Annotated in this window: 23 protein-coding genes and 1 pseudogene; 17 read left to right on the plus strand and 7 right to left on the minus strand. The window is 55.1% G+C overall.

All coding sequences use genetic code 11. From position 1 onward, the window contains the following. The first annotated feature begins 8 nt into the window (after positions 1 to 8). A complete protein-coding gene (locus V6F91_RS06635) occupies positions 9 to 485 on the plus strand; it encodes a phage tail protein (protein ID WP_332763126.1) in 477 nt (158 codons plus the stop codon). Continuing rightward, positions 482 to 952: a phage virion morphogenesis protein gene (locus V6F91_RS06640; protein ID WP_332763595.1), complete on the plus strand. Its 471-nt coding sequence runs from the start codon at positions 482 to 484 to the stop codon at positions 950 to 952. The genes V6F91_RS06635 and V6F91_RS06640 overlap by 4 nt, the downstream gene beginning before the upstream one ends. On the opposite strand, the gene V6F91_RS06645 is transcribed toward V6F91_RS06640, so the two are convergent. Both V6F91_RS06645 and V6F91_RS06655 read right to left on the minus strand, forming a co-directional pair. Continuing rightward, a complete protein-coding gene (locus V6F91_RS06645) occupies positions 949 to 1797 on the minus strand; it encodes a DUF2971 domain-containing protein (protein ID WP_332763127.1) in 849 nt (282 codons plus the stop codon). The two genes, V6F91_RS06640 and V6F91_RS06645, sit on opposite strands and share 4 nt — an antisense overlap. 308 nt (positions 1798 to 2105) lie before the next feature. Beyond that, positions 2106 to 2591, minus strand: a complete 486-nt coding sequence (locus tag V6F91_RS06655) for a hypothetical protein (RefSeq protein ID WP_332763128.1) — start codon at positions 2589 to 2591, stop codon at positions 2106 to 2108. A gap of 190 nt (positions 2592 to 2781) precedes the next feature. Between V6F91_RS06655 and V6F91_RS06660 the strand changes: the two genes are divergently transcribed. The 15 genes from V6F91_RS06660 to V6F91_RS06730 all read left to right on the plus strand — a co-directional run bounded on the left by V6F91_RS06660 (position 2782) and on the right by V6F91_RS06730 (position 14875). After that, positions 2782 to 3354 (plus strand): phage baseplate assembly protein V, encoded by a 573-nt coding sequence (locus tag V6F91_RS06660; protein ID WP_332763129.1) that lies wholly within the window; start codon positions 2782 to 2784, stop codon positions 3352 to 3354. Then, entirely contained in the window at positions 3351 to 3695 is a 345-nt protein-coding gene (locus V6F91_RS06665) for a GPW/gp25 family protein (RefSeq protein ID WP_332763130.1), read from the plus strand. The genes V6F91_RS06660 and V6F91_RS06665 overlap by 4 nt, the downstream gene beginning before the upstream one ends. Beyond that, on the plus strand, positions 3692 to 4603 hold the full coding sequence (locus V6F91_RS06670; RefSeq protein ID WP_332763131.1) for a baseplate J/gp47 family protein: 912 nt from the start codon (positions 3692 to 3694) through the stop codon (positions 4601 to 4603). The genes V6F91_RS06665 and V6F91_RS06670 overlap by 4 nt, the downstream gene beginning before the upstream one ends. After that, positions 4603 to 5226, plus strand: coding sequence for a phage tail protein I (locus V6F91_RS06675; protein WP_332763132.1), 624 nt, complete (start codon positions 4603 to 4605; stop codon positions 5224 to 5226). The genes V6F91_RS06670 and V6F91_RS06675 overlap by 1 nt, the downstream gene beginning before the upstream one ends. Beyond that, positions 5219 to 6721 (plus strand): phage tail protein, encoded by a 1503-nt coding sequence (locus V6F91_RS06680; RefSeq protein ID WP_332763133.1) that lies wholly within the window; start codon positions 5219 to 5221, stop codon positions 6719 to 6721. Before V6F91_RS06675 ends, V6F91_RS06680 begins: the two co-directional genes overlap by 8 nt. 7 nt (positions 6722 to 6728) lie before the next feature. Continuing rightward, entirely contained in the window at positions 6729 to 7310 is a 582-nt protein-coding gene (locus tag V6F91_RS06685) for a tail fiber assembly protein (protein ID WP_332763134.1), read from the plus strand. Positions 7311 to 7399: 89 nt separating this feature from the next. Continuing rightward, a complete protein-coding gene (locus V6F91_RS06690) occupies positions 7400 to 8569 on the plus strand; it encodes a phage tail sheath protein (RefSeq protein WP_332763135.1) in 1170 nt (389 codons plus the stop codon). 15 nt (positions 8570 to 8584) lie between these two features. Then, positions 8585 to 9100 (plus strand): phage major tail tube protein, encoded by a 516-nt coding sequence (locus tag V6F91_RS06695; RefSeq protein WP_332763136.1) that lies wholly within the window; start codon positions 8585 to 8587, stop codon positions 9098 to 9100. A 27-nt stretch (positions 9101 to 9127) separates the two neighbouring features. Continuing rightward, positions 9128 to 9457, plus strand: a complete 330-nt coding sequence (locus V6F91_RS06700; RefSeq protein ID WP_332763137.1) for a phage tail assembly protein — start codon at positions 9128 to 9130, stop codon at positions 9455 to 9457. Between the two features lie 8 nt (positions 9458 to 9465). Beyond that, on the plus strand, positions 9466 to 9585 hold the full coding sequence (locus tag V6F91_RS06705) for a GpE family phage tail protein (RefSeq protein WP_024012260.1): 120 nt from the start codon (positions 9466 to 9468) through the stop codon (positions 9583 to 9585). Next, complete coding sequence (locus V6F91_RS06710; protein WP_423815316.1) at positions 9575 to 12133, plus strand: phage tail tape measure protein; 2559 nt, start codon at positions 9575 to 9577, stop codon at positions 12131 to 12133. The genes V6F91_RS06705 and V6F91_RS06710 overlap by 11 nt, the downstream gene beginning before the upstream one ends. A gap of 5 nt (positions 12134 to 12138) precedes the next feature. Beyond that, positions 12139 to 12579, plus strand: a complete 441-nt coding sequence (locus V6F91_RS06715; protein WP_332763139.1) for a phage tail protein — start codon at positions 12139 to 12141, stop codon at positions 12577 to 12579. Next, positions 12576 to 13844, plus strand: coding sequence for a phage late control D family protein (locus V6F91_RS06720; RefSeq protein WP_332763140.1), 1269 nt, complete (start codon positions 12576 to 12578; stop codon positions 13842 to 13844). Before V6F91_RS06715 ends, V6F91_RS06720 begins: the two co-directional genes overlap by 4 nt. Positions 13845 to 13862: 18 nt before the next feature. Next, positions 13863 to 14063, plus strand: a complete 201-nt coding sequence (locus tag V6F91_RS06725; protein ID WP_332763141.1) for a Com family DNA-binding transcriptional regulator — start codon at positions 13863 to 13865, stop codon at positions 14061 to 14063. Beyond that, positions 14024 to 14875, plus strand: a complete 852-nt coding sequence (locus tag V6F91_RS06730; RefSeq protein ID WP_332763142.1) for a DNA (cytosine-5-)-methyltransferase — start codon at positions 14024 to 14026, stop codon at positions 14873 to 14875. Before V6F91_RS06725 ends, V6F91_RS06730 begins: the two co-directional genes overlap by 40 nt. Positions 14876 to 14966: 91 nt before the next feature. Here V6F91_RS06730 and V6F91_RS06735 read toward each other — a convergent pair whose 3' ends face one another. The 5 genes and pseudogenes from V6F91_RS06735 to V6F91_RS06755 form a co-directional block, all read right to left on the minus strand. Next, complete coding sequence (locus tag V6F91_RS06735) at positions 14967 to 15953, minus strand: DUF4238 domain-containing protein (RefSeq protein WP_332763143.1); 987 nt, start codon at positions 15951 to 15953, stop codon at positions 14967 to 14969. Between the two features lie 48 nt (positions 15954 to 16001). Beyond that, a complete protein-coding gene (locus V6F91_RS06740; RefSeq protein ID WP_332763144.1) occupies positions 16002 to 16997 on the minus strand; it encodes a hypothetical protein in 996 nt (331 codons plus the stop codon). 90 nt (positions 16998 to 17087) lie between these two features. Continuing rightward, positions 17088 to 18359 (minus strand): annotated as a pseudogene (locus V6F91_RS06745) (Y-family DNA polymerase). Further along, on the minus strand, positions 18346 to 18777 hold the full coding sequence (locus V6F91_RS06750) for a LexA family protein (protein WP_225138110.1): 432 nt from the start codon (positions 18775 to 18777) through the stop codon (positions 18346 to 18348). Before V6F91_RS06750 ends, V6F91_RS06745 begins: the two are co-directional and overlap by 14 nt. A gap of 53 nt (positions 18778 to 18830) precedes the next feature. Further along, entirely contained in the window at positions 18831 to 19082 is a 252-nt protein-coding gene (locus V6F91_RS06755) for a hypothetical protein (RefSeq protein ID WP_332763145.1), read from the minus strand. Positions 19083 to 19353 lie beyond the last annotated feature (271 nt).

A 19353-nucleotide genomic window follows, 5' to 3' on the forward strand; every position in this document is an offset into this window, starting at 1 on the left:
GTCCGCCAATGAACAAGCCCGACAGCCTGAAGGCCCACCTGCTCGCCACCGTGGCCGAACTCAAGCACAACCCCGACCGACTGTTAATCTTCATCGACAACGGCAAGGTCCGCTGCACCGCCGCACACACGCTGTCGTTCGAATACAGCTTCGACCTGCAGGTCATCCTCACCGACTTCGCCGGCCATCCCGATAGCGTCATGTTGCCGCTGCTGGGTTGGCTGAGCGTTCACCAGTCCGAACTACTGGAGAACCTGAACAAGGCCGCTGATGGCATCCAGTTCGAGGCTGACATTCTCGATAACAGCAAAGTCGATATGAGCCTGACGCTACCGCTGACCGAGCGTGTGGTGGTGGGCAAGGATGACCAGGGCAACACCACCATTCGACATCCTGGCGAACCGCAAAGGGCTGCTGACTTTCTTGATCCGAACTGGATACCACGCGCACAAGGAACAGGAAGTGAATGGGTATTGCCGCAATGACCAATCGGCTGGAAACACTGGAGGACTGGGCGGCGGGATTGCTTGGGCAGCTTGAGCTGGCATCGCGCATCAAACTGGCACGCAGCATTGGTCAGGCCCTCCGCCGCAGCCAGCAGCAGCGAATCATTGCCCAGCAAAACCCGGACGGCAACAAGTACGCGCCGAGAAAACAGCGCAACCTGCGCGGGAAACAGGGTCGTGTGAAATTAAAGGTAAAAATGTTTCAGAAGCTGCGCACAGCTAGCTTTTTGCAAGTGAAAGGCGATGGGAACTCCATCAGTCTCAGCTTCACCGGGCGCGTAGCCCGGATTGCTAGAGTTCATCAGTACGGGCTGAAAGACCGGGCGGAGCGCGGAGCGTCGGAAACAAGATATGAACGCCGAGAAATTCTTGGTTTTACAACCGATGAGTTTGATGCAATCAAAGACATGTTACTGGTCCATCTGCTACTAACAAACCAACCCTAATCAATCTGCTCTACTATCAGTCGGTAATCTGTCGGATGAATTTTTGCACGAAATAAACTTACATTCTTATACGCGTTATTCGACCGCAATTTTTCAATTACTGCCATCGAAAGCCCTTCAGGCATTTTAGCACCCAACACAACCGACTTTACTGCATTCACCGGAAACTCAAACAGACAAATTTTCTCGCCAGCCATATCTAGCGTCTTATCTGCCTCAGATAAAGGAAGCATCATTCGCCACTCGGCCTCATACTCCCAATGATCACTTTTCGTAAGAAAAAACTCTTCTTCGTTGGTTTGCGACAATGTAACTTCCGGTCGTTTCTGACCGTAAACGACTTTCCTCAAGGATCGAAGACTATCGTTTGGCCCAACCTTTCTGTTGAAAAAATCGGACTGGGGATCAAACTCTAGGACAAACCCTTTATGACAATCAGCATAATGGGCCCACATAAGCAAATCATCATTTTTTTCCGAAAGACATAGGACACCGATATGATTATTCCAACCAGCGTATAACGCCTCTTGCATAGCTGGTATTGACGACTCCATATTATGTCTAATCAAAGGTGCCATGAGACGCATATTCGCACTCATGCGAACATGGAACTCTTCTTTAGACATTATAGCCTTGACACCTTCGTCCATCGCTGCGTACAGATCCGAATGATCCCTGTCGGCATACTCAACCAATGTACTCTCAAACTCATCCTGCGTATTAATTGATTTTATAAAAGGAAAAAACTCAAATGGATCATTAAACGCAGCGGGAGGAGAGAATCTAATTAAACAGTTCTCTATGACTGACAATCGCTCAGCTCCAAAATACTTGAACATTCGCATGCAATTCTCCTTAATTTCAAAAAAATCATACTAACCTGGCAACTGAAGTGATTGACTCATTTTGCAAGTAAGGCTGGCTGTACCCTCGTGGGCGCAACGCCAACATTGCATCACGACCTAACCACCCTCGCCCGCCTGATCGAAAACCTCATTCGCCTCGACACCATCGCTGCCGTCCAGATGAAGCTCTCACGCGTTCAGGTTAAAACCGGGTAATTTATGAGCGCCGCGAGCTGCTAGGATTTACGCATTCGGACATAGACAGCACTCGAGAAAACCTCTATCCAACTTAGTCTAAACTCCAAGTTTCACTTGTCTTTTACATGCTCCTTCCCAACCCCTCTCAGCGTTATCGCCATCCATCCTTGCCAAGGCCCTTCTATGCTATGAACCTTGAAAAAACCCTCGGTATGGACATCACTTCTGAAGCGCATATTCCAGTGAATTTCCGGGTCATTGTGAAAGAATCCAATCTCTGTTCCTGCATCGTCTGCCTTGATACTAAAGAACGTAGTCGCTTCAGGGTTTTCACCAAGCTGCCAATCTACTAACTGGCGGCTCTGCTCCTCATCAAGCACAAGTTCTAAATCCAGTACAGCGTTTCGATTTTCAAATAAAAAATCAGAAAATTTCGAATCTAACGGACCTCTGTACTTCTTCACACGGCTCTTGAACGCCTTGTATAGGCTTACAACTTTTGCTCCTGCTCCCGCCACAGCCCCCACCGCAGCGACCACCGCCGAAATTATCCCCCAATGCTCGACCACAAAATCAATAACCAGCTGAAATTCCATGCCAACTCCCTTCAATCACCATTCATCCATGCCCAGTCCGGTAGGTGGAGAGGACACCATCGAATTAAAAAACCACCGCCAAACACCAGTGAATTTTACGCGGGCAGAACAATAAATCACTCAATGTAAAAAACCCATATACAAGTTCGATGAGCTGCGCTCTCACGCGCATAGCGCCACCATCGGCGCCATGAACGACTTAGCCACCCTCGCCCGCCTGATTGAAAACCTCATCCGCCTCGGCACCATCGCTGCCGTCCAGATGAAGCCCCCGCGTGTGCAGGTCAAAACCGGAACCCTCACCACCGGTTGGCTCCCATGGGTCGCCGCCCGAGCCGGCGCCGACCGGGAATGGAACCCACCCACCGAAGGCGAGCAGGTCATTCTGTTCAGCCCATCCGGCCAACTCGGCAACGGCATCGTCCTGACCGGCCTGTTCAGCGACAACATCCCGGCCAACGGCGACCGCGAAGGACTGCACCGAACGACCTACCGCGACGGCACCGTCATCGAGTACGACAGCGTTGCGCACCACCTCAACGCCACACTTGCCGAAGGCGGCACCACCAGCTTGATCAGCACCGGTGGCATTCACATCGTCGGCCCAATCATCCATGAGGGCGACTACACCCAGACCGGCAACCAGAACGTCACCGGCACGGTCACTGTGTCCGAAGATGCCATCTCGGCCGGCATCAGTCTGGTGAAGCACTTGCACGGCGGTGTCATGCCTGGCGGCGCGAAGACGGGGAAACCGGAATGAACAGAGAAACCGGCGCAGCCCTCGGCCTGGTCGAACACATCGCCCAGTCCATCACCGACATCCTGACCACTCGCATAGGCACCCGCGTCATGCGACGCGAATACGGTAGCCTGCTCCCCGAGTTGGTGGATCAGCCGTTTAACGACTTCACCCGGTTGCAGGTATACGCCGCTTCCGTCATGGCCCTGATGCGCTGGGAAACCCGCATCAGCCTCAGCCGCATCCAGTTCATCGGCGCGAACCTTCAGGGGCAGGCGTCGCTGGAATTCGAAGGCACCATCGTCGACAACAATCAGCCGCTGAGCCTGAGCGTGCCTCTACAACTGGGGGGCAGCGTATGAACACTTTTGTGGCCATCGACCTCGGCCAACTGCCTGCGCCGCAAATCGTCGAACAGATCGATTACGAACAGATCCTCGCCGAGCGCAAGGCTTACGCCGTCAGCCTCTGGCCGATCGAGGAACAACCCGAGATCGCCGCCCGCCTCAACATGGAGTCGGAGCCGCTGACCAAATTACTCGAGGAAAACGCCTACCGCGAAACCGTCTGGCGTCAGCGGGTCAATGAAGCATCCGTCGCCAATATGCTCGCCCTGGCCAAGGGCACCGACCTCGAACAGCTCGCCGCCAACTTCAACGTGAAACGGCTGGTCATTCAGGCTGCAAACCCGACAGCCGTACCGCCCCTTCCAAAGCTGATGGAAAGCGACGACAGCCTGCGCGAACGTGCGCAAATGGCATGGGAAGGCCTCAGCACCGCCGGCCCGCGTAACAGCTACATCTTCCACGCCCGGTCCGCTGACGGACAGGTCGCCGACGCTACAGCCGAAAGCCCGGCACCTGCCGAAGCCGTGGTCACCGTGCAATCGGTGCTGGGCGATGGCACCGCGTCGCCGGCACTGCTCGACAAGGTCAAAACCTACCTCAGCGACGACGACCGCAGGCCCGTCGCTGATCGGCTCACCGTTCAGGGTGCGGAGATCATCAACTACAAGATCAAGGCCAGGATCTACCCGCTCACCAACGGACCGGAAACCGAGCTTGTTCTCGCAGCAGCCGAAGCTCAATTGCTTCAGTTCGTGCATCAGCGCCGACGCCTGGCACTGGAGGTTTCCGAATCCATCGTGCACGCCGCGCTGCACGTCGAGGGCGTGCGCAAGGTTGTACTCGAGGACTGGGAAGACATCGTCGCCACCAAGTACCAGGCGCCGTATTGCACGAGCGTGGAACTGACATTGGGGGTTGAGTGATGACCTACCAGCCACTGCTACCCGGCAACTCGACACCACTGGAACGCCAAGCCGCGCAGGCGTTGGCTGAAATCCAGCGCGTGCCCATTCCGTTGCGCACGCTCTACAACCCTGACCAGTGCCCCCTGCCCCTACTGCCGTATTTGGCCTGGGCGTTTTCAGTGGATCGTTGGGACAGCAAATGGTCAGAAGCCGCCAAGCGTGCCGCGTGCAAAGCCGCCTATTACGTGCACTCCCACAAGGGCACCATCGGCGCATTGCGCCGAGTGGTAGAACCGCTGGGCTATCTGATCGAAGTCGCGGAATGGTGGCAGACCGTTCCGCCTGGTATTCCAGGCACCTTCACGCTGCGCATCGGCGTCCTCGACTCCGGCATCACCGAAGCGATGTACCAGGAACTGGTCTGGCTGATCGATGACGCCAAGCCGCTCACCCGCCACCTCACCGGCCTCGACATCATTCTTGAAACCCGGCTCGACACCTTCGTTGGCTTCGCCGTTTACGACGGCGACGAAATCGACGTGTATCCCTGGAGCAACTCGGACATCGACGCATCCGTCCGGGGCTACACCGGCGTGAGCCTCTACACCCTCGACGAACTGGACGTGTATCCCCATGGTTGATCAGAACTCTATTTTCGGCGGCATGCTGACAACGCTGGGCGCCGCAAAGAAAACCCGTTGTGATGCGCTAGGCGTCAGATGGAAGCCGAGTCATATGCTGCTTGGCGACGCCAACGGTACGGATCCTGTACCTAGCGCAGAGCAAACCAGTCTCATAAATCAGCGATACCGCGCCCCGCTCAATAACCTGTATGTCTCGCCCACTGATGAAAATATTCTGATCGCCGAACTGGTGCTGCCCCCGGATGTGGGCGGGTGGTGGATACGAGAGCTGGCGCTTGAGGACGATGCCGGTGTGTTCTCGGCAGTCGCCAACGTTGCGCCAAGCTATAAACCACTACTTGCGCAAGGCTCGGGTCGCAATCAGATTGTGCGAATGCACCTCACCATCAGCGGTACTTCAGAAATAGAGCTGAAGATTGACCCCTCGGTAGTTCTTGCCACGCGCGAATACGTAGATCGCGCTCTCAAAATCGGGTCTATTGTCACCAGATTATCGTCAAACAGAGCCCTGAAACCGAGCGAGCTGGGCCTTGTTTTAGCAGATGCTGCTGCCTCTTCGCTGACCCTTGAACTGCCCTCTTCTGATGCGAATATTGGCGGTCGTGACGTTATCGTTTGCCGCACGGACAACAGTATTCATCGGCTGATTGTCCAAGCGACAGGGAAGAACACACTGAAATTTCACACCCATCTAAACCCGATGGGTTACCCCTTTATGGTGTTAATGGGGGCGGGGGACTGGTGGCACCTACGCAGCGACGGCGCAGGAAGCTGGTGGCCGGTCGGGCGCTTCGATAGCACACCATTAGGACGTCCAGTGTTTGAGACCACTACTGTGTTCAATCCCGGCGGGTACGGCGCGCTTAACGGGCAACTACTCAAGAGAGCTGAATGGCCATGGCTTTGGGATCACGCGCAACAGTCAGGCATGCTTTATCCAGAAAGAGAGCAGCGAATGGAAGGCGCATGGAGCAGCGGAGATGGCCGCACAACTTTTCGCTCCCCAGAAGCGCGAGGTGAGTTTCTACGAGTGCTCGACCAAGGGCGCGGAGTGGATAGAACTCATGTGACCGGCATTGCCAAAAAAGGTAGTTCAGTCATTACAGAAATCAGAACTCATGCCCGGCTCGTACCTGGAATGCTAATCGAGGGTCGTCATCTGCCTCGGGGCAGCAGAATAACTAAAGTGAACGATGGAGAAATTGTTGTTTCCAGCAAATCCGAGAAGGACGGAGACGGAACGTGGCAAGTAGCCGGTCGTGTCGCAGGCTCATGGACTTCAGATGCGTTCAGTGATCACACACATTCCGTGTCATTAGGGCAAGGTGTGGGCAATCTCGACTCTCTGGTTCCCGCCTCTGTCGCCCGTGGCAGCGCCGATTTGCAGCACGTCGTCTCGCACAACTTCTCGCCTTCCTACATCGGCCACATTGGTGACGCAGAAACTCGCCCCAGAAACATCGCCTACCCTGGCTGCATCAAAATGATCTGAGGAATCTATGATCACTTATCTGATAGACGACGCCGGGGCCTTGTCCGGTCCTGTGACGTTCCCCCCCATACCGGGCTTCGGCCCGCAGTTGCCGGGCAATGCAGTTCAATTGCCCGAAGAACTTGCACCACCGAAACCGAGCCATGCCTGGGCGATGGTCAAGGGCGAACCTCAGCAGATCCGAGATCTACGCGGTACGGTTTTCCGCACGGAGGACGGTTCGATACAGACATGGGACGCTCTTGGCGATCTTCCTCAAAGCGTGACGCACGACCCATGGCCTGGAAAACATTTCATTTGGAAACACAATAAATGGGTACTCGATAAATCAGCTCAACGAGCTTCACAGAGCGCAATGGCAATTGATCGACGCGACAGTTCACTGCAAGCATCACAGCTACGCATCGCACCGCTGCAATACGCCGAAAAACTTGGTACCGCGACTTCGAGCGAACTGAAATTGCTGGATGCCTGGATGCGCTACAGCGTCGAACTCAATCGCATCGAACAGCAGGAGCACTTTCCCGAAATCATTGATTGGCCGATACCGCCGTCCTCACTCCAACGCCAGTCAAACCGTCGTCTGTAGCCGTTGAGCCTACAACGTCCGGCGCACGACGTAAGCACCCAACAGCGGCAACCTGTGCACCGACTCCACCTCATGCACAGGCCGCTTCCATGTCCGACTTTCTTCATGGCGTCCGGGTCATCGAACTTAACGATGGCTCACGCCCGATTCGCACAATTCCGACCGCCGTCATTGGCATGGTTTGCACAGCCGATGACGCCGACTCGGTAACCTTCCCGCTGGATACGCCTGTGTTGGTCACCAATATCCAGAGTGCCTTGGGCAAGGCTGGAGAAACAGGAACGTTGGCCGCCAGCCTGCAAGCCATCGCCAGCCAAACCAAACCCTACGTCATCGTCGTGCGGGTTAAACAAGGCCAAGACGAGGCGGAAACCACCAGTGCCTTGATCGGCACCACCACCGAGGCAGGCAAGTACACGGGCATGAAAGCCCTGCTCGCCGCCAAATCGAGGCTGGGCATGGTGCCACGCATTCTCGGCGTACCAGGACTCGACTCTTTACCGGTCGCCACGGCATTGGCCGCTGTCGCGCAACAGCTTCGCGCCTTCGCTTACATCAGCGCCTGGAATTGCAAAACCAAGGAAGAAGCCGTCGCCTACCGGCGCAATTTTGGCGCGCGAGAGGTCATGGTTATCTGGCCAGACTTCCTGAGCTGGAACAGGACGCTCAATCAAGTCTCGAACGCCAGCGCAGTGGCAAATGCCTTGGGGCTACGCGCCAAGATCGATCAGCAAACCGGCTGGCACAAAACTCTATCCAACGTGGCCGTCAGCGGCGTGACTGGCATCAGCGCCGACGTGTTCTGGGATCTGCAAAACCCGGCGACCGATGCCAACTACCTCAACGCTCATGAAGTCACCACATTGATCAACGAAGGCGGTTTCCGTTTCTGGGGCAGCCGCACCTGTAGCGACGATCCGCAGTTCGCTTTCGAGAACTACACCCGCACCGCGCAAGTGCTCGCGGACACGATGGCCGGCGCGCAGATGTGGGCGATGGACAAACCTCTGCACGCCTCGTTGGTGCGCGACATGATTGAGTCCGTCAACGCCGAATTTCGCACCAAGACAGCTGCCGGTTATCTCGTTGGTGGCGGGTGTTGGTACCCCGAAGACATCAACACGAAAGACACCCTCAAGGCCGGCAAGCTCTGGCTGGATTACGACTACACACCGATCCCGCCGCTGGAAGACCTGACCCTGCGTCAACGCATCACCGACCGCTACCTCATCAACTTCGCCAGCCAGATCAACCGCTAACCGGAGAACGGCGCCATGGCCCTGCCGCGCAAACTGAAAAATCTCAACCTGTTCAACGATGCCAACAGCTATGTCGGCGTGGTCAAGAGCGTCACCCTGCCCCCACTCGGCCGCAAGATGGAGAGCTATCGCGGCGGCGGCATGAACGGCCCGGTCAAGGCTGACCTGGGTTTCTCCGACGACGGCATCCAGTTCGAATGGAAGACCGGCGGGCTGGACCTGATCGCGCTGCGCCAGTTCGGCGCAGTGAACGCTTCAGGTATCGCCCTGCGTTTTGCCGGCGCCTTCCAGCAGGACGACACCGGTGATGTAAGCGCCGTTGAAGTGGTCATGCGCGGCCGTCACGAGAGCATCGAGATGGGCGACAACCAACCCGGCGAAGACACCGAACACAGCATCACCACGACCTGCTCCTACTACAAGCTCATCGTCGATAACGAAGAAATCATCGAGATCGATCTGCTCAATTTCATCGAAAAAGTGAACGGCGTCGACATGCTCGAAAAGCAGCGCGCCGCGATCGGTCTCTGACCTTCGCCCAACCTTAGGCCACTCCCTATGCAAAGCATCGAGCCACACGAAATCAACCTTTCTGTCGATGACAACAGCGTCACACTCGATACACCCATCATTCGCGGCAAAACCACGATCAATACGCTCACTCTGCGCAAACCCCAATCGGGTGAACTGCGCGGCGTGCAGTTGATCGAGTTGCTGAACATGGACGTCGCAACCCTGATCAAAATCCTGCCGCGCATCACGTCGCCAGGCATCACAGCGCCGGAAGCCGCCGGCATGGACCCGGCGGATCTGCTGGCCTGTGGCAGCAAGATTTCCGCTTTTTTGTTGCAGAAGTCGGTGAAGACGGATGTCTGCCTCGTTGCGTAGAGAACGCCATGGCTGACTTGGCGGTGGTCTTTCATTGGGCGCCAGCGGACATGGATTCGCTGGGCCTTCAAGAGCTGATGGAATGGCGCGAGCGCGCCAGGCTGCGGAGTGTCGCCGATGGCGAATGATCTGAAACTGCGGGTATTGCTGAGTGCCATCGATCAGGCCACTCGGCCACTGAGGGCGATCAACAACAGCAGCATCGGCGCAGCCCGTGCCTTGAAGGAGGCCCGCGAAAAGCTCAAGCGACTCAACTCACAGCAGAAGGATGTGAGCGCCTGGCGCTCGCAACGTGCGGCGGCCGAGATGACGGCTCAGGCGCTGCAAGCAGCACGCAACAAAGTCAGAACGTTAAGTCAGCAAATGGCCGCCACTGCTGCGCCGACGAAGACCATGACACAAGAATTGCGCAATGCCGTCCGTGAAGCGCAGAAGCTCAAGCAACAACACCAGCACAACAGCGAGCAGCTACAGCGCCTTCGTACTCGGCTGCACGACGCCGGTCTCAGTACCAAAAACCTAAGCCAGCACGAACGTCGCCTGCGTGAGCAAACCGATGCTGCAAATCAAAGCATCACTGAGCAGACCCGACGTTTGGCGGCGTTGGCGGCTCAACAGCGCAGGCTGACAGCGGCCCGTGCCGCAATACAAAATCAGCGAGATGTCGCCAGTTCAATGGCTGGAAAAGGCACGGCAGCGGCTGCGAGCGGAGGCGCAGCGCTGTATGCCGGCGCAAAGATGATCATGCCCGGCATCGACTTCGACGCCAGCATGAGCAAAGTGCAAGCGATCACCCGCCTCGATCAAAACGCTCCCGAGCTATCGGATCTGCGCAAGCAGGCGCGAGGGCTGGGCAGTTCCACACAATTCACCGCCGGCCAAGCCGCCGATGCTCAAGGTTTTCTGGGCATGGCCGGCTTCCAGCCGAAAGCAATCAAAGCCGCCATGCCCGGCATGCTCGACCTCGCCTCTGCCGGCGGTACTGAATTGGCCCAGACCGCCGACATCGCTTCAAACATTCTCTCCGGACTCGGTATGGAAGCCGAGCATATGAGCAAACTGGGCGACGTACTCGTCGGCACGTTTACCCGCTCCAACACCAATTTGCAGATGCTCGGCGAAACCATGAAATACGCAGCACCAATGGCCAAGACCTACGGCGTCGAGCTGGAAACCGCCGCCGCGATGGCGGGCAAATTGGGTGATGCTGGTTTGCAAGGCAGCATGGGCGGCACGGCCCTGAGTTCGATCATGAACCGCTTGGCAGCGCCGCCCAAAGCTGCAGAAAAAGCACTCGCACAATTGCAGATCCGCACTGCTGACGCTCTCGGCAACTTGCGGAAAATGCCGGACATCCTCAAAGAGATTCACGACAAAACCAAAGACCTGGGCACTGCGAAAAAAGGTGGCCTGTTCAAGGCCATTGCCGGTGAAGAAGCCGTCAAAGGCATGGCCCAATTGGTGACTCAGGCCGGCAATGGCGAGCTGCAAAAACTGATTGCCAGCCTGCGTGAAAGCCAAGGCGAGGCAGCTCGCACCGCCAAAGTCATGGCTGACAATTTGAAAGGCGACCTGACAACGCTAGGCAGTGCCTGGCAGGATCTGGGCATTGAATTGCAGGATCAGCAGGACGGGCCTTTACGGTCGCTGATCCAATCCCTCACGGAGGTTATTCGCGGTGTAAAAAACTGGGCTGCCGAGCATCCGGAACTGGCGGCCACCATTGTAAAAGCTGTAGCAATCATCGCGGGGTTAGCGGTGGTACTCGGTGGCCTGATGGTTACGGTTGCCGGTGTCATGCTGCCCTTCGTGGCGTTACGACTCATGTTCCTGAGCTTGGGGATTCGCCTGCCCAGCCTGATCAACCTGTTGTGGAGTCTTGGTCGCAAGGTACTGCCGTTCGTGGGTAAAGCGCTGCTCCTCCTCGGGCGCGCGCTGATGTTGAATCCCATCGGCTTGGCCATCACCGCCATTGCCGGCGCAGCCTACTTGCTCTACCAGAATTGGGACGCCGTGAAGCTCTACTTCACCGATGCCTGGAAAGAGATCAAAGCAGGTTTCAAAGGTGGCACGACCGGCATCCTCAAGACCCTGATCAATTTCAGCCCTGTGGGCTTGCTTTATCAGGCCTTCGCGGCAGTCATGAGATACCTCGGGATTGAGCTGCCCGGTCGGTTTACCGAGTTCGGCGGGATGATCATCGACGGGCTGGTGAACGGGCTGAAGGCGGGGATCGGCAAGCTGAAAAATGTCATGGGGGATATCGGCGACTCCACCATTGGCTGGTTCAAGGAAAAGCTCGGTATCAACAGCCCTTCTCGCGTATTCGCCGAGTTGGGCGGTTTCACCATGACCGGCCTCACTCAAGGACTGGAGCGTCATCAGCGTCAACCGATCGGCGTGCTAAGCGGGTTGACTCAGCGGCTCAATGACACAACCAAAGCGATCAGCTTTATGCCGGGCGCGAGAAACCATTCGCTGACCGTCGACAACCGATCTCCGCTCAAACCTAAATCGCCATCGATTCACGACAGCCACGATAGTTACGAGATCAACGTCCAGGCTGCCCCGGGCATGGATCCGTTGGCGATTGGTCGTGCGGTACGCGCCGAGATGACCCGCATCCAGTACGAGAAAGAAGCCCGTCAACGCAGCCGTTTGGCCGACCTGGAGTAACGCCCATGATGCTTGCCTTGGGCATGTTCGTCTTCAGTCTCTCGACCGCTGCTTACCAAGCCTTGCAACGCCAAACAGAATGGCGCCACGCGAGCAGCAACCGTGTCGGCTCGGCACCGGCTCGGCAGTTTTTGGGGCGGGGTGACGACTCGATCACTCTGCCCGGCGTCATCCTGCCGGAACTGGCCGGCAGCGCACTCAGCCTCGATGCACTGCGGCTGATGGCCAACACCGGTAAAGCCTGGCCGATGGTCGAAGGCAGCGGCCGGATCTACGGTTTGTGGATCATCGAGAGCCTGAGCGAAACCAAGACACTGTTTTTCCGTGACGGCACACCCCGGCGTATTGAATTCACGGTGAGCCTCAAGCGCATCGATGACGACTGTATCGATCTGATCGGAGTCGGAACCAGCGTGGGCATCAGCATCATGAGGACACTGTTATGATCGACGCTGCCCTCTCCCGCGTTACCGGTTATCTGGACAAGGGCCTCTCACGCTACCAGCGAGAAGTCGCTTATCCAGTGCCGGCCTTCCGCATCACTGTGGACGGCAACGACATCGCTCAGCTGATCAGCCCGCGCTTGATGAGCCTGGACCTGACCGACAATCGCGGCATCGAAGCCGATCAGCTCAGCATCACCCTCAGCGACCATGACGGCCTGTTGGCCATCCCTCCCACCGGCGCGCTAATTCGCGTGTGGCTGGGCTGGAGCGACACCGGCCTGATCGACAAAGGTACCTACACCGTCGATGAAACCGAATACTCCGGCGCGCCCGATGTGCTGACCATTCGCGCTCGATCCGTCGATTTACGTAAGAGTCTAAAGACCAAGCGCGAACGCAGTTGGAGTAACACCACCCTCGGCGACGTGCTCGGAGACATCGCCTTGGGCAACGGCCTGAGCACCACCATTGCCGGCACTCTTGACGGTTTACCCATCCTGCAGCTCGACCAGGCTAACGAATCCGACGCCAATCTGATCAGCCGCATCGGCGTAGAATTCGATGCCGTCGTCACCGTTAAGGCTGGCTGCCTGTTGTGTCTGCCGGCCGGCGGCGGAAAGACCGCCAACGGTGCCGATCTGCCCCACATCACCCTGACTCGCGCCGACGGCGACCAACACCGCTACCTGCAAGCCGACCGCGATAGTTACGACGGAGTGCGTGCCTATTTCTACGACGTGAACAGCGGCGAAAAGCAGCACGCAATTGCGGGTGGCGGCGAAAACTCCAAGGATCTGCGCCACACGTACAGCGATCGGCAATCGGCCCTACGCGCTGCCCGCGCCGAGTTCAACCGATTGCAGCGCGGAAGCGCAACGCTCAGCTACACACTGGCCATCGGGAGACCGGATCTGATTCCAGAGCTGACCTACACGCTCGAAGGCGCGAAACCCGAAATCGACGAAGTCATCTGGTACGGCGGCAACGTGCAGCATTCCCTCACCGCGGACAGCGGCTACACGGTCAGCCTTGAGCTTGAGAGCAAGTTGCCGGAAGACACGCTTGAGGGGTTGGCCGAGGAGAACAAAGACGTATTCACAGGCGTCATCGCGTACTACCGAGACGAGAAAAGCGGTGTGCAGAAGCCGATAACGACTGGAGACCAACGCAAGCCAAAACGCCTACGTTGGCTGTACGCCGCTGAGAGCTCCGCCAAACGTGCGGCGGATCGCGAATGGAAAAAACTGCAACGAGAAAAACCATGACCCATCAAGGACGATTGCATGCAGGACATACGTTGCGGCCACTGCTGCCGCAAACTCGCCGCTGCCAGCGGCTTCACTGAATTACAAATCAAGTGCCCGCGCTGCCGGACACTCAACCACCTGAAGGCCCCGAGCCTCCCCCAAGAGTGCCGCGAGCATCCAGAACAACGAGTTCCTGAATGCCCCAACCCACCCTTGGCAGCCTGTTCGCAGGCATAGGAGGCTTTGATGTCGGATTTGAAAACACGGGATACCGCAGCGCCTGGCAAGTCGAACTCAACCCCATCAACCGGGCTGTGCTTGCCGATCGATTTCCCCACGCCCAGCAATTCGAAGACGTGCGCCACTGCGGCGCCCACAACCTCTGCTCCGTCGACGTCCTCACAGCAGGCTTCCCCTGCCAGGACATTAGCATCGCCGGCGCCCGAGAAAACAATCGAGACACCCGCGGCCTACGCGGCGCACGCAGCGGATTGTTTTGGGAAGTCATACGAATCCTCAAGGAAATTCAACCTCGCTGGGTGGTGCTTGAGAACGTCGTTAACCTGCTCGCTGTCAACGATAGCCACGACTTTGAGACAGTCATCCGGGCCCTTGCGGACTGCGGGTATGTGGGATTTTGGCGAGTGCTTAATGCTCAATATTTCGGAGTCCCCCAGCAACGTCGTCGAATATTCCTGGTCGCAGGTTTTGAACAAATGCCCCCCTTCGAGTTCCTGGCTGACGCCGCGCCAGTGGACGCAATACCTCCAGCGTCTCAATCGCAGCCCTGGCCACGCCCCGCGGATGCCTGGGCTGCCAATACTCTACTGGCCGACAGAGTCCCCTCACAGATCGCTATGGGCTGTACCACTCTCGTCGCTCACGCGAACGGATGGGATCAGATGGCTGAGCGGCAGCGAGCGGCTGAAGATGATGGGTTTTGCCTCGGACTGGATGCGGCCAACCTTGCAGAGGCTTTCGGTGCCGGAAATGCCGTTGTTACGCAGGTGGCGGAGTGGGTTGCAAGGATGTTGATTCGAGGAGGATGATTATAGAGCGCGTGCCGAGTACTGCTGACACGCGCTTAACAAAACGATGCGGCCATTTTCGCATTCCTGTGCTTTCGCGTTAAAAAGTCCATTAAGGCTTCTGCAATCTCAAATAATGCGGTTTAAACTCTCTCATCGATGCTTCGGAGCTGGAATAAATCGTAAGGTGAGCATTGCCGGCCACAGCGATATTCAAATGACGCACTTCACTTTCACTAATACCATCGGACATATGCTCATAGCTGTCACTATCCGCGATAATATATCCAAATTTAGGCGAAATTGGATAGTACAAATCCATCGTTTTCGGCACGCTTAACCGAGCTGCAGCCCCCCCTGAGGCCTGCAAGTTAATTACCGGACAATCGCTTGTAATAAATGGTAAATCCGTCTCATTTCTGACAAAAACCCTTTTTGACTTTTCCCAGCCCTTTACGAGCCCATATCCAAACCCACTGCCATTCATAAAGCTAAGAAGCCACCAGTTCTTTCTGAACAGCCTCATATAGTGGACCTCTTGAGCGTTTTTCGGCTTAAGTTTTTCATGCTCTGCGAAAATACGATCTCTAATCTTTCGCGTACGAAAAAGCTGATGAGCTAAAAAATTACAAAAATTTGTACTGTTTTTTTTGTCTTCCAGACAAGTTGCATCCCCTGCAACCAACTGATCGAGGATGGGTCTTGCTAAAAGCTCAATAGCCGTATGTGTCTCTTCAAAAAAATTCGATTCAGCTTCTTTTGAGATTCTGCAAAGATCCTCATATTTCGAACTATCCTCCTGACCAACATGGCAATTAATCAACTTGGATACCAATCCAAAATAGGCAATCTGCCGCTTGTGAAAATCTTTGAGAGATGGAGAGTCATGCGTAGGCCATCGCTTGAGAAAATCAACATCTTCTTCAGTCAAAGCGATTACATTGTTGTATCCTTCTTCCTTAGACAATCCTTTAATACTATTGTACGAAACAGCCCCACTCGGCCCAAGATGCCATATATTATTGTTCGAGGCCCACGCCCTCAGATAATGAGCCCATACGTAGTGATGATTCCGTTTTATTTCTCCTGATCTACTCATTATGCACCCCTTACAACCCCCCTTAATAAGGCAAGAAAACCGCCACCACTACCTATCCACCATTACTTTAAAAGTTGAACAGTAGCTCTCAGAAAGTGTAAGACCCTTAATCTTATCAACATCCGCCGGAGGGTATTTCATTTTAGCATGGGTATTAAAAAATAACCCGACAATAATGCTAAACGCCATACTCACAACTCCTAGCAGATAACCTTTGAAGGAAAAAACATTATAATAAAATATCGCCATTGAAAAACCCAGCTTTGGCTCCCCCGCTGCTGGCAAAAAGCTCAACGGATATATCACACCAATGAAAAATATAAATAACACCAGCGCTAATGCATATGTGATTTGTTTAGGGGATTCAGGATTTCCTTTTATCGACGCTAAAAACTCGGCCGCCAATCTAGAATGATGTTTGGCATCTAAAAAACTTTGCTTGAAGCCGTCTCTAACCTTATTCATTTCAACCACCGGTAATGGCACTCGAGGAACAAAATCGGCGGGACGGGGTTCCGGTGTAGTGAAATACCGCGCCCCAAGGCTGTTAGGGATACCTAAGATACTTCTTTGCGGGTTAATATCTTTTTTACTCCGCGCATAAGCCTCTGCCGCAGCCTCGCGCTTCTCTCGCTTTTCAACGTTAGCCTCACAAAATTTTCGAGCAATTACCATTAGCCTCTCCCTTACACCCTCCATATCCGAATAAGGAGAGAATTTACGCTCTCCAACAAAATCACTCAAGACATCCTCTGTGACTTTACTAACCGATTCTTCATTACCATAGAACTCTTCAAGAAAATCAGAAAACTCATCGTACTCGTCCCTATTATAACATTCATTATACCAACCAATATTATAGCTATTCGCCGAATCCGAAATTTTTTTTGCTTGAACTAATAGATCTCTCAACTTGGTATTTTTTTCACGAAAAACTGTTTGATTAGAAAAGATTTTTGTAATAATAAAAGCACCAAATATACCCACTATCGCCGCAGCCGACTGCGACAAAGAACTAAAAAACCAATTCCAATCTAAGACCATAAATAAAATCCTTTTAAAAAATTATAGATATATGCACCAGTTTAAGTATTCGCCACCGCAAACCAATGCTAAATTTTTCATATGTCAGTATTATTTGCACTTCACTACCCACAGCTGATCAAGATTCGTGGTGAAACTCAGACTCATCGTCCCCCGCTGCATCCCCCAATCGGGATCTGTCGGCATACTACCAGCACGCAGCGTTCCGCTGCCCCACCGTTGGTTAATCTCATCCAGAACCCCCATAACTCTTTCAGCGGCTTGAGGTTGTGACGGAGCGAATAGATCATACGTAAATTCACCTGGCTGCCGCAGATCCATCAGTAAAACTTCGGCCTTGCTGTACTTGAAGCCAGACCGGAACAGACGGGTGATCGCCTCGGTCGCGCCCTTGGTTAGCAGCCTCACATCATTAGTCGGGTAAGGTAATTCAATCAAAGCACTGTTGGCATATTTGGTTTCCTCCGGACTGTACATGCCGGTGCGTATACCGATGCGCATTTTCTTGCACAGAGAGTTTTGCGCTCTAAGCTTTTCCCCCGCGCGATGCACGTAGGTGGCGACCGCTTCCTTAACAAGATCGATGGTGGTCAGCCGCATTCCAAACATGCGGCTGCTGCATATTCCTGCTTGGCCGGCTCGGTCTCTAAGAGTTCTAGACGCGACGTTCCGGTCAGCTCCCGTGCGGTCTTCTCGATGACGACGCTGGACTTCTGTCGGAGCGTCCGCTCTCGCGAGGTCCATTGCTGTGGCAATCTGCATGGCTTCGAGATGGGCTTTCATAGGACGCCCGATGCCCCACTCTTCACCGACTTCTGTATTCCGGAACACCCAGTCGCGCTTGACAGGGTCGCAGATATCCGCCACTCCGCCGGTATGCGCTTGCAGACACTTTGCTTTGTGGTTGGCGAGTTTGGCTAGGGTTTTGGTTGGCGCGATGCCCACGCCAACTGGGATGCCCGTTCCTTTGTAGACGGCAGCGCGAATGGTTCGTCCGAAAGTCGTCAGGTCACCGGGAACGCCAGTGAGACTGGCGAAGGCCTCATCGATGCTTTACACCTCGACGGCCGGAACCATGGACTCGATGATCGTCATCACGCGTTCGCTCATGTCGCCGTAAAGCGCGCAGTAGCTGCTGAACACCTGGATACCGTGACGACGCAGTTCATGACGAATCTGAAAGTACGGCGCGCCCATTTTCGCGAAGGGTTTGGCGTCGCAGCTGCGGGCAATGACGCACCCATCGTTGTTGCTCAGAACGACGATGGGGGTATTGGCGAGATCAGGGCGAAAGACACGCTCGCAGCTTGTGTAGAAGCTGTTGCAGTCAATGAGGGCGAAGACCCGATCACGACCTGCCATGGTCGCGCACGCTATAGGTCACTACACCCCAAATCACCAGCTCGTCACCCTCCATTACATAGCGCGGCGGGTACTTGCTGTTTGCCGATAGCAGCATGACGACGTTGTCGCGGCGGTGTAGGCGTTTGCAGATGGGTTCGGCGTTGAGGCCGGCGATGACAATATCGCCGTGTTCGGCATTGAGGCTGCGATTGACGATGACCAGATCGCCGCAAAATATTCCCGCGCCTTGCATGCTGTCGCCCTCGATCTTCGCAAGGTAGACGTGCGGCGCTCGGATATCGAACAGCTCGTCCAGGGAGATATGCTTTTCGATGTGGTCGGCGGCTGGGGACGGAAAGCCCGCCGGTATACGGAACGAGTAAAGCGGGAGCGTTTCGCCGCCCGCCGACAACGGGCCAAGGATGGTGACACTCATGATTCGAACCTGGATGAGAAATGGACTGTAGGGACGAGGTGACTCGTCACTGCCTACTCATCACTATTGATGTCGAGCATCGATTCCACCGCAAAGGCTAGCGCCCCATCCGCCAACTCAAGCAGATCGCAGATGTCGTCGCTATCAATCACCTTATTTGTGTATAGGGTGCGGGCTCCGGTCAGGAGTGCTTTGTGGTGAGCGCCTGGTCGAGCGAAAAGCGCGGATCTGTCGGCGAGCATCGCCCGCCAGTGCGCTAAGTCGTTTGACTGCGAGCCAGATGCGACGGTTATTGTGGTTTTCATCGGTTCGGTTTCCCATGCGAATGGCACTGTACGTACAACCAGTATATTTCGAGTCTACGCATGGTACCTACAGATGCCGACGAAATGCCTTACGGCGCATAAGGAAACGACCGATATAAAAGCGTATTTTTGACAGCTTATACAGGACAAAAAAAACCCGCTTCAGCAGAAGCTGAAACGGGTTTTCCCACAAAAACGACCGTTACTTCAGGTCGTCAAAGTGGTCTCGCAGGAACTCGTAAAAGCGGAACGCTTTAAACAATCTCCATAC

It is taken from the genome of Pseudomonas koreensis, from assembly GCF_036668835.1.
GTDB classification, from domain to species: domain Bacteria; phylum Pseudomonadota; class Gammaproteobacteria; order Pseudomonadales; family Pseudomonadaceae; genus Aquipseudomonas; species Aquipseudomonas koreensis_I.

What these genes read in the sequence shown, in the direction of transcription:
- V6F91_RS06635 (WP_332763126.1), top strand. Translation starts at nt 9, where the DNA reads ATGAACAAGCCCGACAGCCTGAAGGCCCACCTGCTCGCCACCGTGGCC.
- V6F91_RS06640 (WP_332763595.1), top strand. Translation starts at nt 482, where the DNA reads ATGACCAATCGGCTGGAAACACTGGAGGACTGGGCGGCGGGATTGCTT.
- V6F91_RS06645 (WP_332763127.1), bottom strand. Translation starts at nt 1,797, where the DNA reads ATGCGAATGTTCAAGTATTTTGGAGCTGAGCGATTGTCAGTCATAGAG.
- V6F91_RS06655 (WP_332763128.1), bottom strand. Translation starts at nt 2,591, where the DNA reads ATGGAATTTCAGCTGGTTATTGATTTTGTGGTCGAGCATTGGGGGATA.
- V6F91_RS06660 (WP_332763129.1), top strand. Translation starts at nt 2,782, where the DNA reads ATGAACGACTTAGCCACCCTCGCCCGCCTGATTGAAAACCTCATCCGC.
- V6F91_RS06665 (WP_332763130.1), top strand. Translation starts at nt 3,351, where the DNA reads ATGAACAGAGAAACCGGCGCAGCCCTCGGCCTGGTCGAACACATCGCC.
- V6F91_RS06670 (WP_332763131.1), top strand. Translation starts at nt 3,692, where the DNA reads ATGAACACTTTTGTGGCCATCGACCTCGGCCAACTGCCTGCGCCGCAA.
- V6F91_RS06675 (WP_332763132.1), top strand. Translation starts at nt 4,603, where the DNA reads ATGACCTACCAGCCACTGCTACCCGGCAACTCGACACCACTGGAACGC.
- V6F91_RS06680 (WP_332763133.1), top strand. Translation starts at nt 5,219, where the DNA reads ATGGTTGATCAGAACTCTATTTTCGGCGGCATGCTGACAACGCTGGGC.
- V6F91_RS06685 (WP_332763134.1), top strand. Translation starts at nt 6,729, where the DNA reads ATGATCACTTATCTGATAGACGACGCCGGGGCCTTGTCCGGTCCTGTG.
- V6F91_RS06690 (WP_332763135.1), top strand. Translation starts at nt 7,400, where the DNA reads ATGTCCGACTTTCTTCATGGCGTCCGGGTCATCGAACTTAACGATGGC.
- V6F91_RS06695 (WP_332763136.1), top strand. Translation starts at nt 8,585, where the DNA reads ATGGCCCTGCCGCGCAAACTGAAAAATCTCAACCTGTTCAACGATGCC.
- V6F91_RS06700 (WP_332763137.1), top strand. Translation starts at nt 9,128, where the DNA reads ATGCAAAGCATCGAGCCACACGAAATCAACCTTTCTGTCGATGACAAC.
- V6F91_RS06705 (WP_024012260.1), top strand. Translation starts at nt 9,466, where the DNA reads ATGGCTGACTTGGCGGTGGTCTTTCATTGGGCGCCAGCGGACATGGAT.
- V6F91_RS06710 (WP_423815316.1), top strand. Translation starts at nt 9,575, where the DNA reads ATGGCGAATGATCTGAAACTGCGGGTATTGCTGAGTGCCATCGATCAG.
- V6F91_RS06715 (WP_332763139.1), top strand. Translation starts at nt 12,139, where the DNA reads ATGATGCTTGCCTTGGGCATGTTCGTCTTCAGTCTCTCGACCGCTGCT.
- V6F91_RS06720 (WP_332763140.1), top strand. Translation starts at nt 12,576, where the DNA reads ATGATCGACGCTGCCCTCTCCCGCGTTACCGGTTATCTGGACAAGGGC.
- V6F91_RS06725 (WP_332763141.1), top strand. Translation starts at nt 13,863, where the DNA reads ATGCAGGACATACGTTGCGGCCACTGCTGCCGCAAACTCGCCGCTGCC.
- V6F91_RS06730 (WP_332763142.1), top strand. Translation starts at nt 14,024, where the DNA reads ATGCCCCAACCCACCCTTGGCAGCCTGTTCGCAGGCATAGGAGGCTTT.
- V6F91_RS06735 (WP_332763143.1), bottom strand. Translation starts at nt 15,953, where the DNA reads ATGAGTAGATCAGGAGAAATAAAACGGAATCATCACTACGTATGGGCT.
- V6F91_RS06740 (WP_332763144.1), bottom strand. Translation starts at nt 16,997, where the DNA reads ATGGTCTTAGATTGGAATTGGTTTTTTAGTTCTTTGTCGCAGTCGGCT.
- V6F91_RS06750 (WP_225138110.1), bottom strand. Translation starts at nt 18,777, where the DNA reads ATGAGTGTCACCATCCTTGGCCCGTTGTCGGCGGGCGGCGAAACGCTC.
- V6F91_RS06755 (WP_332763145.1), bottom strand. Translation starts at nt 19,082, where the DNA reads ATGAAAACCACAATAACCGTCGCATCTGGCTCGCAGTCAAACGACTTA.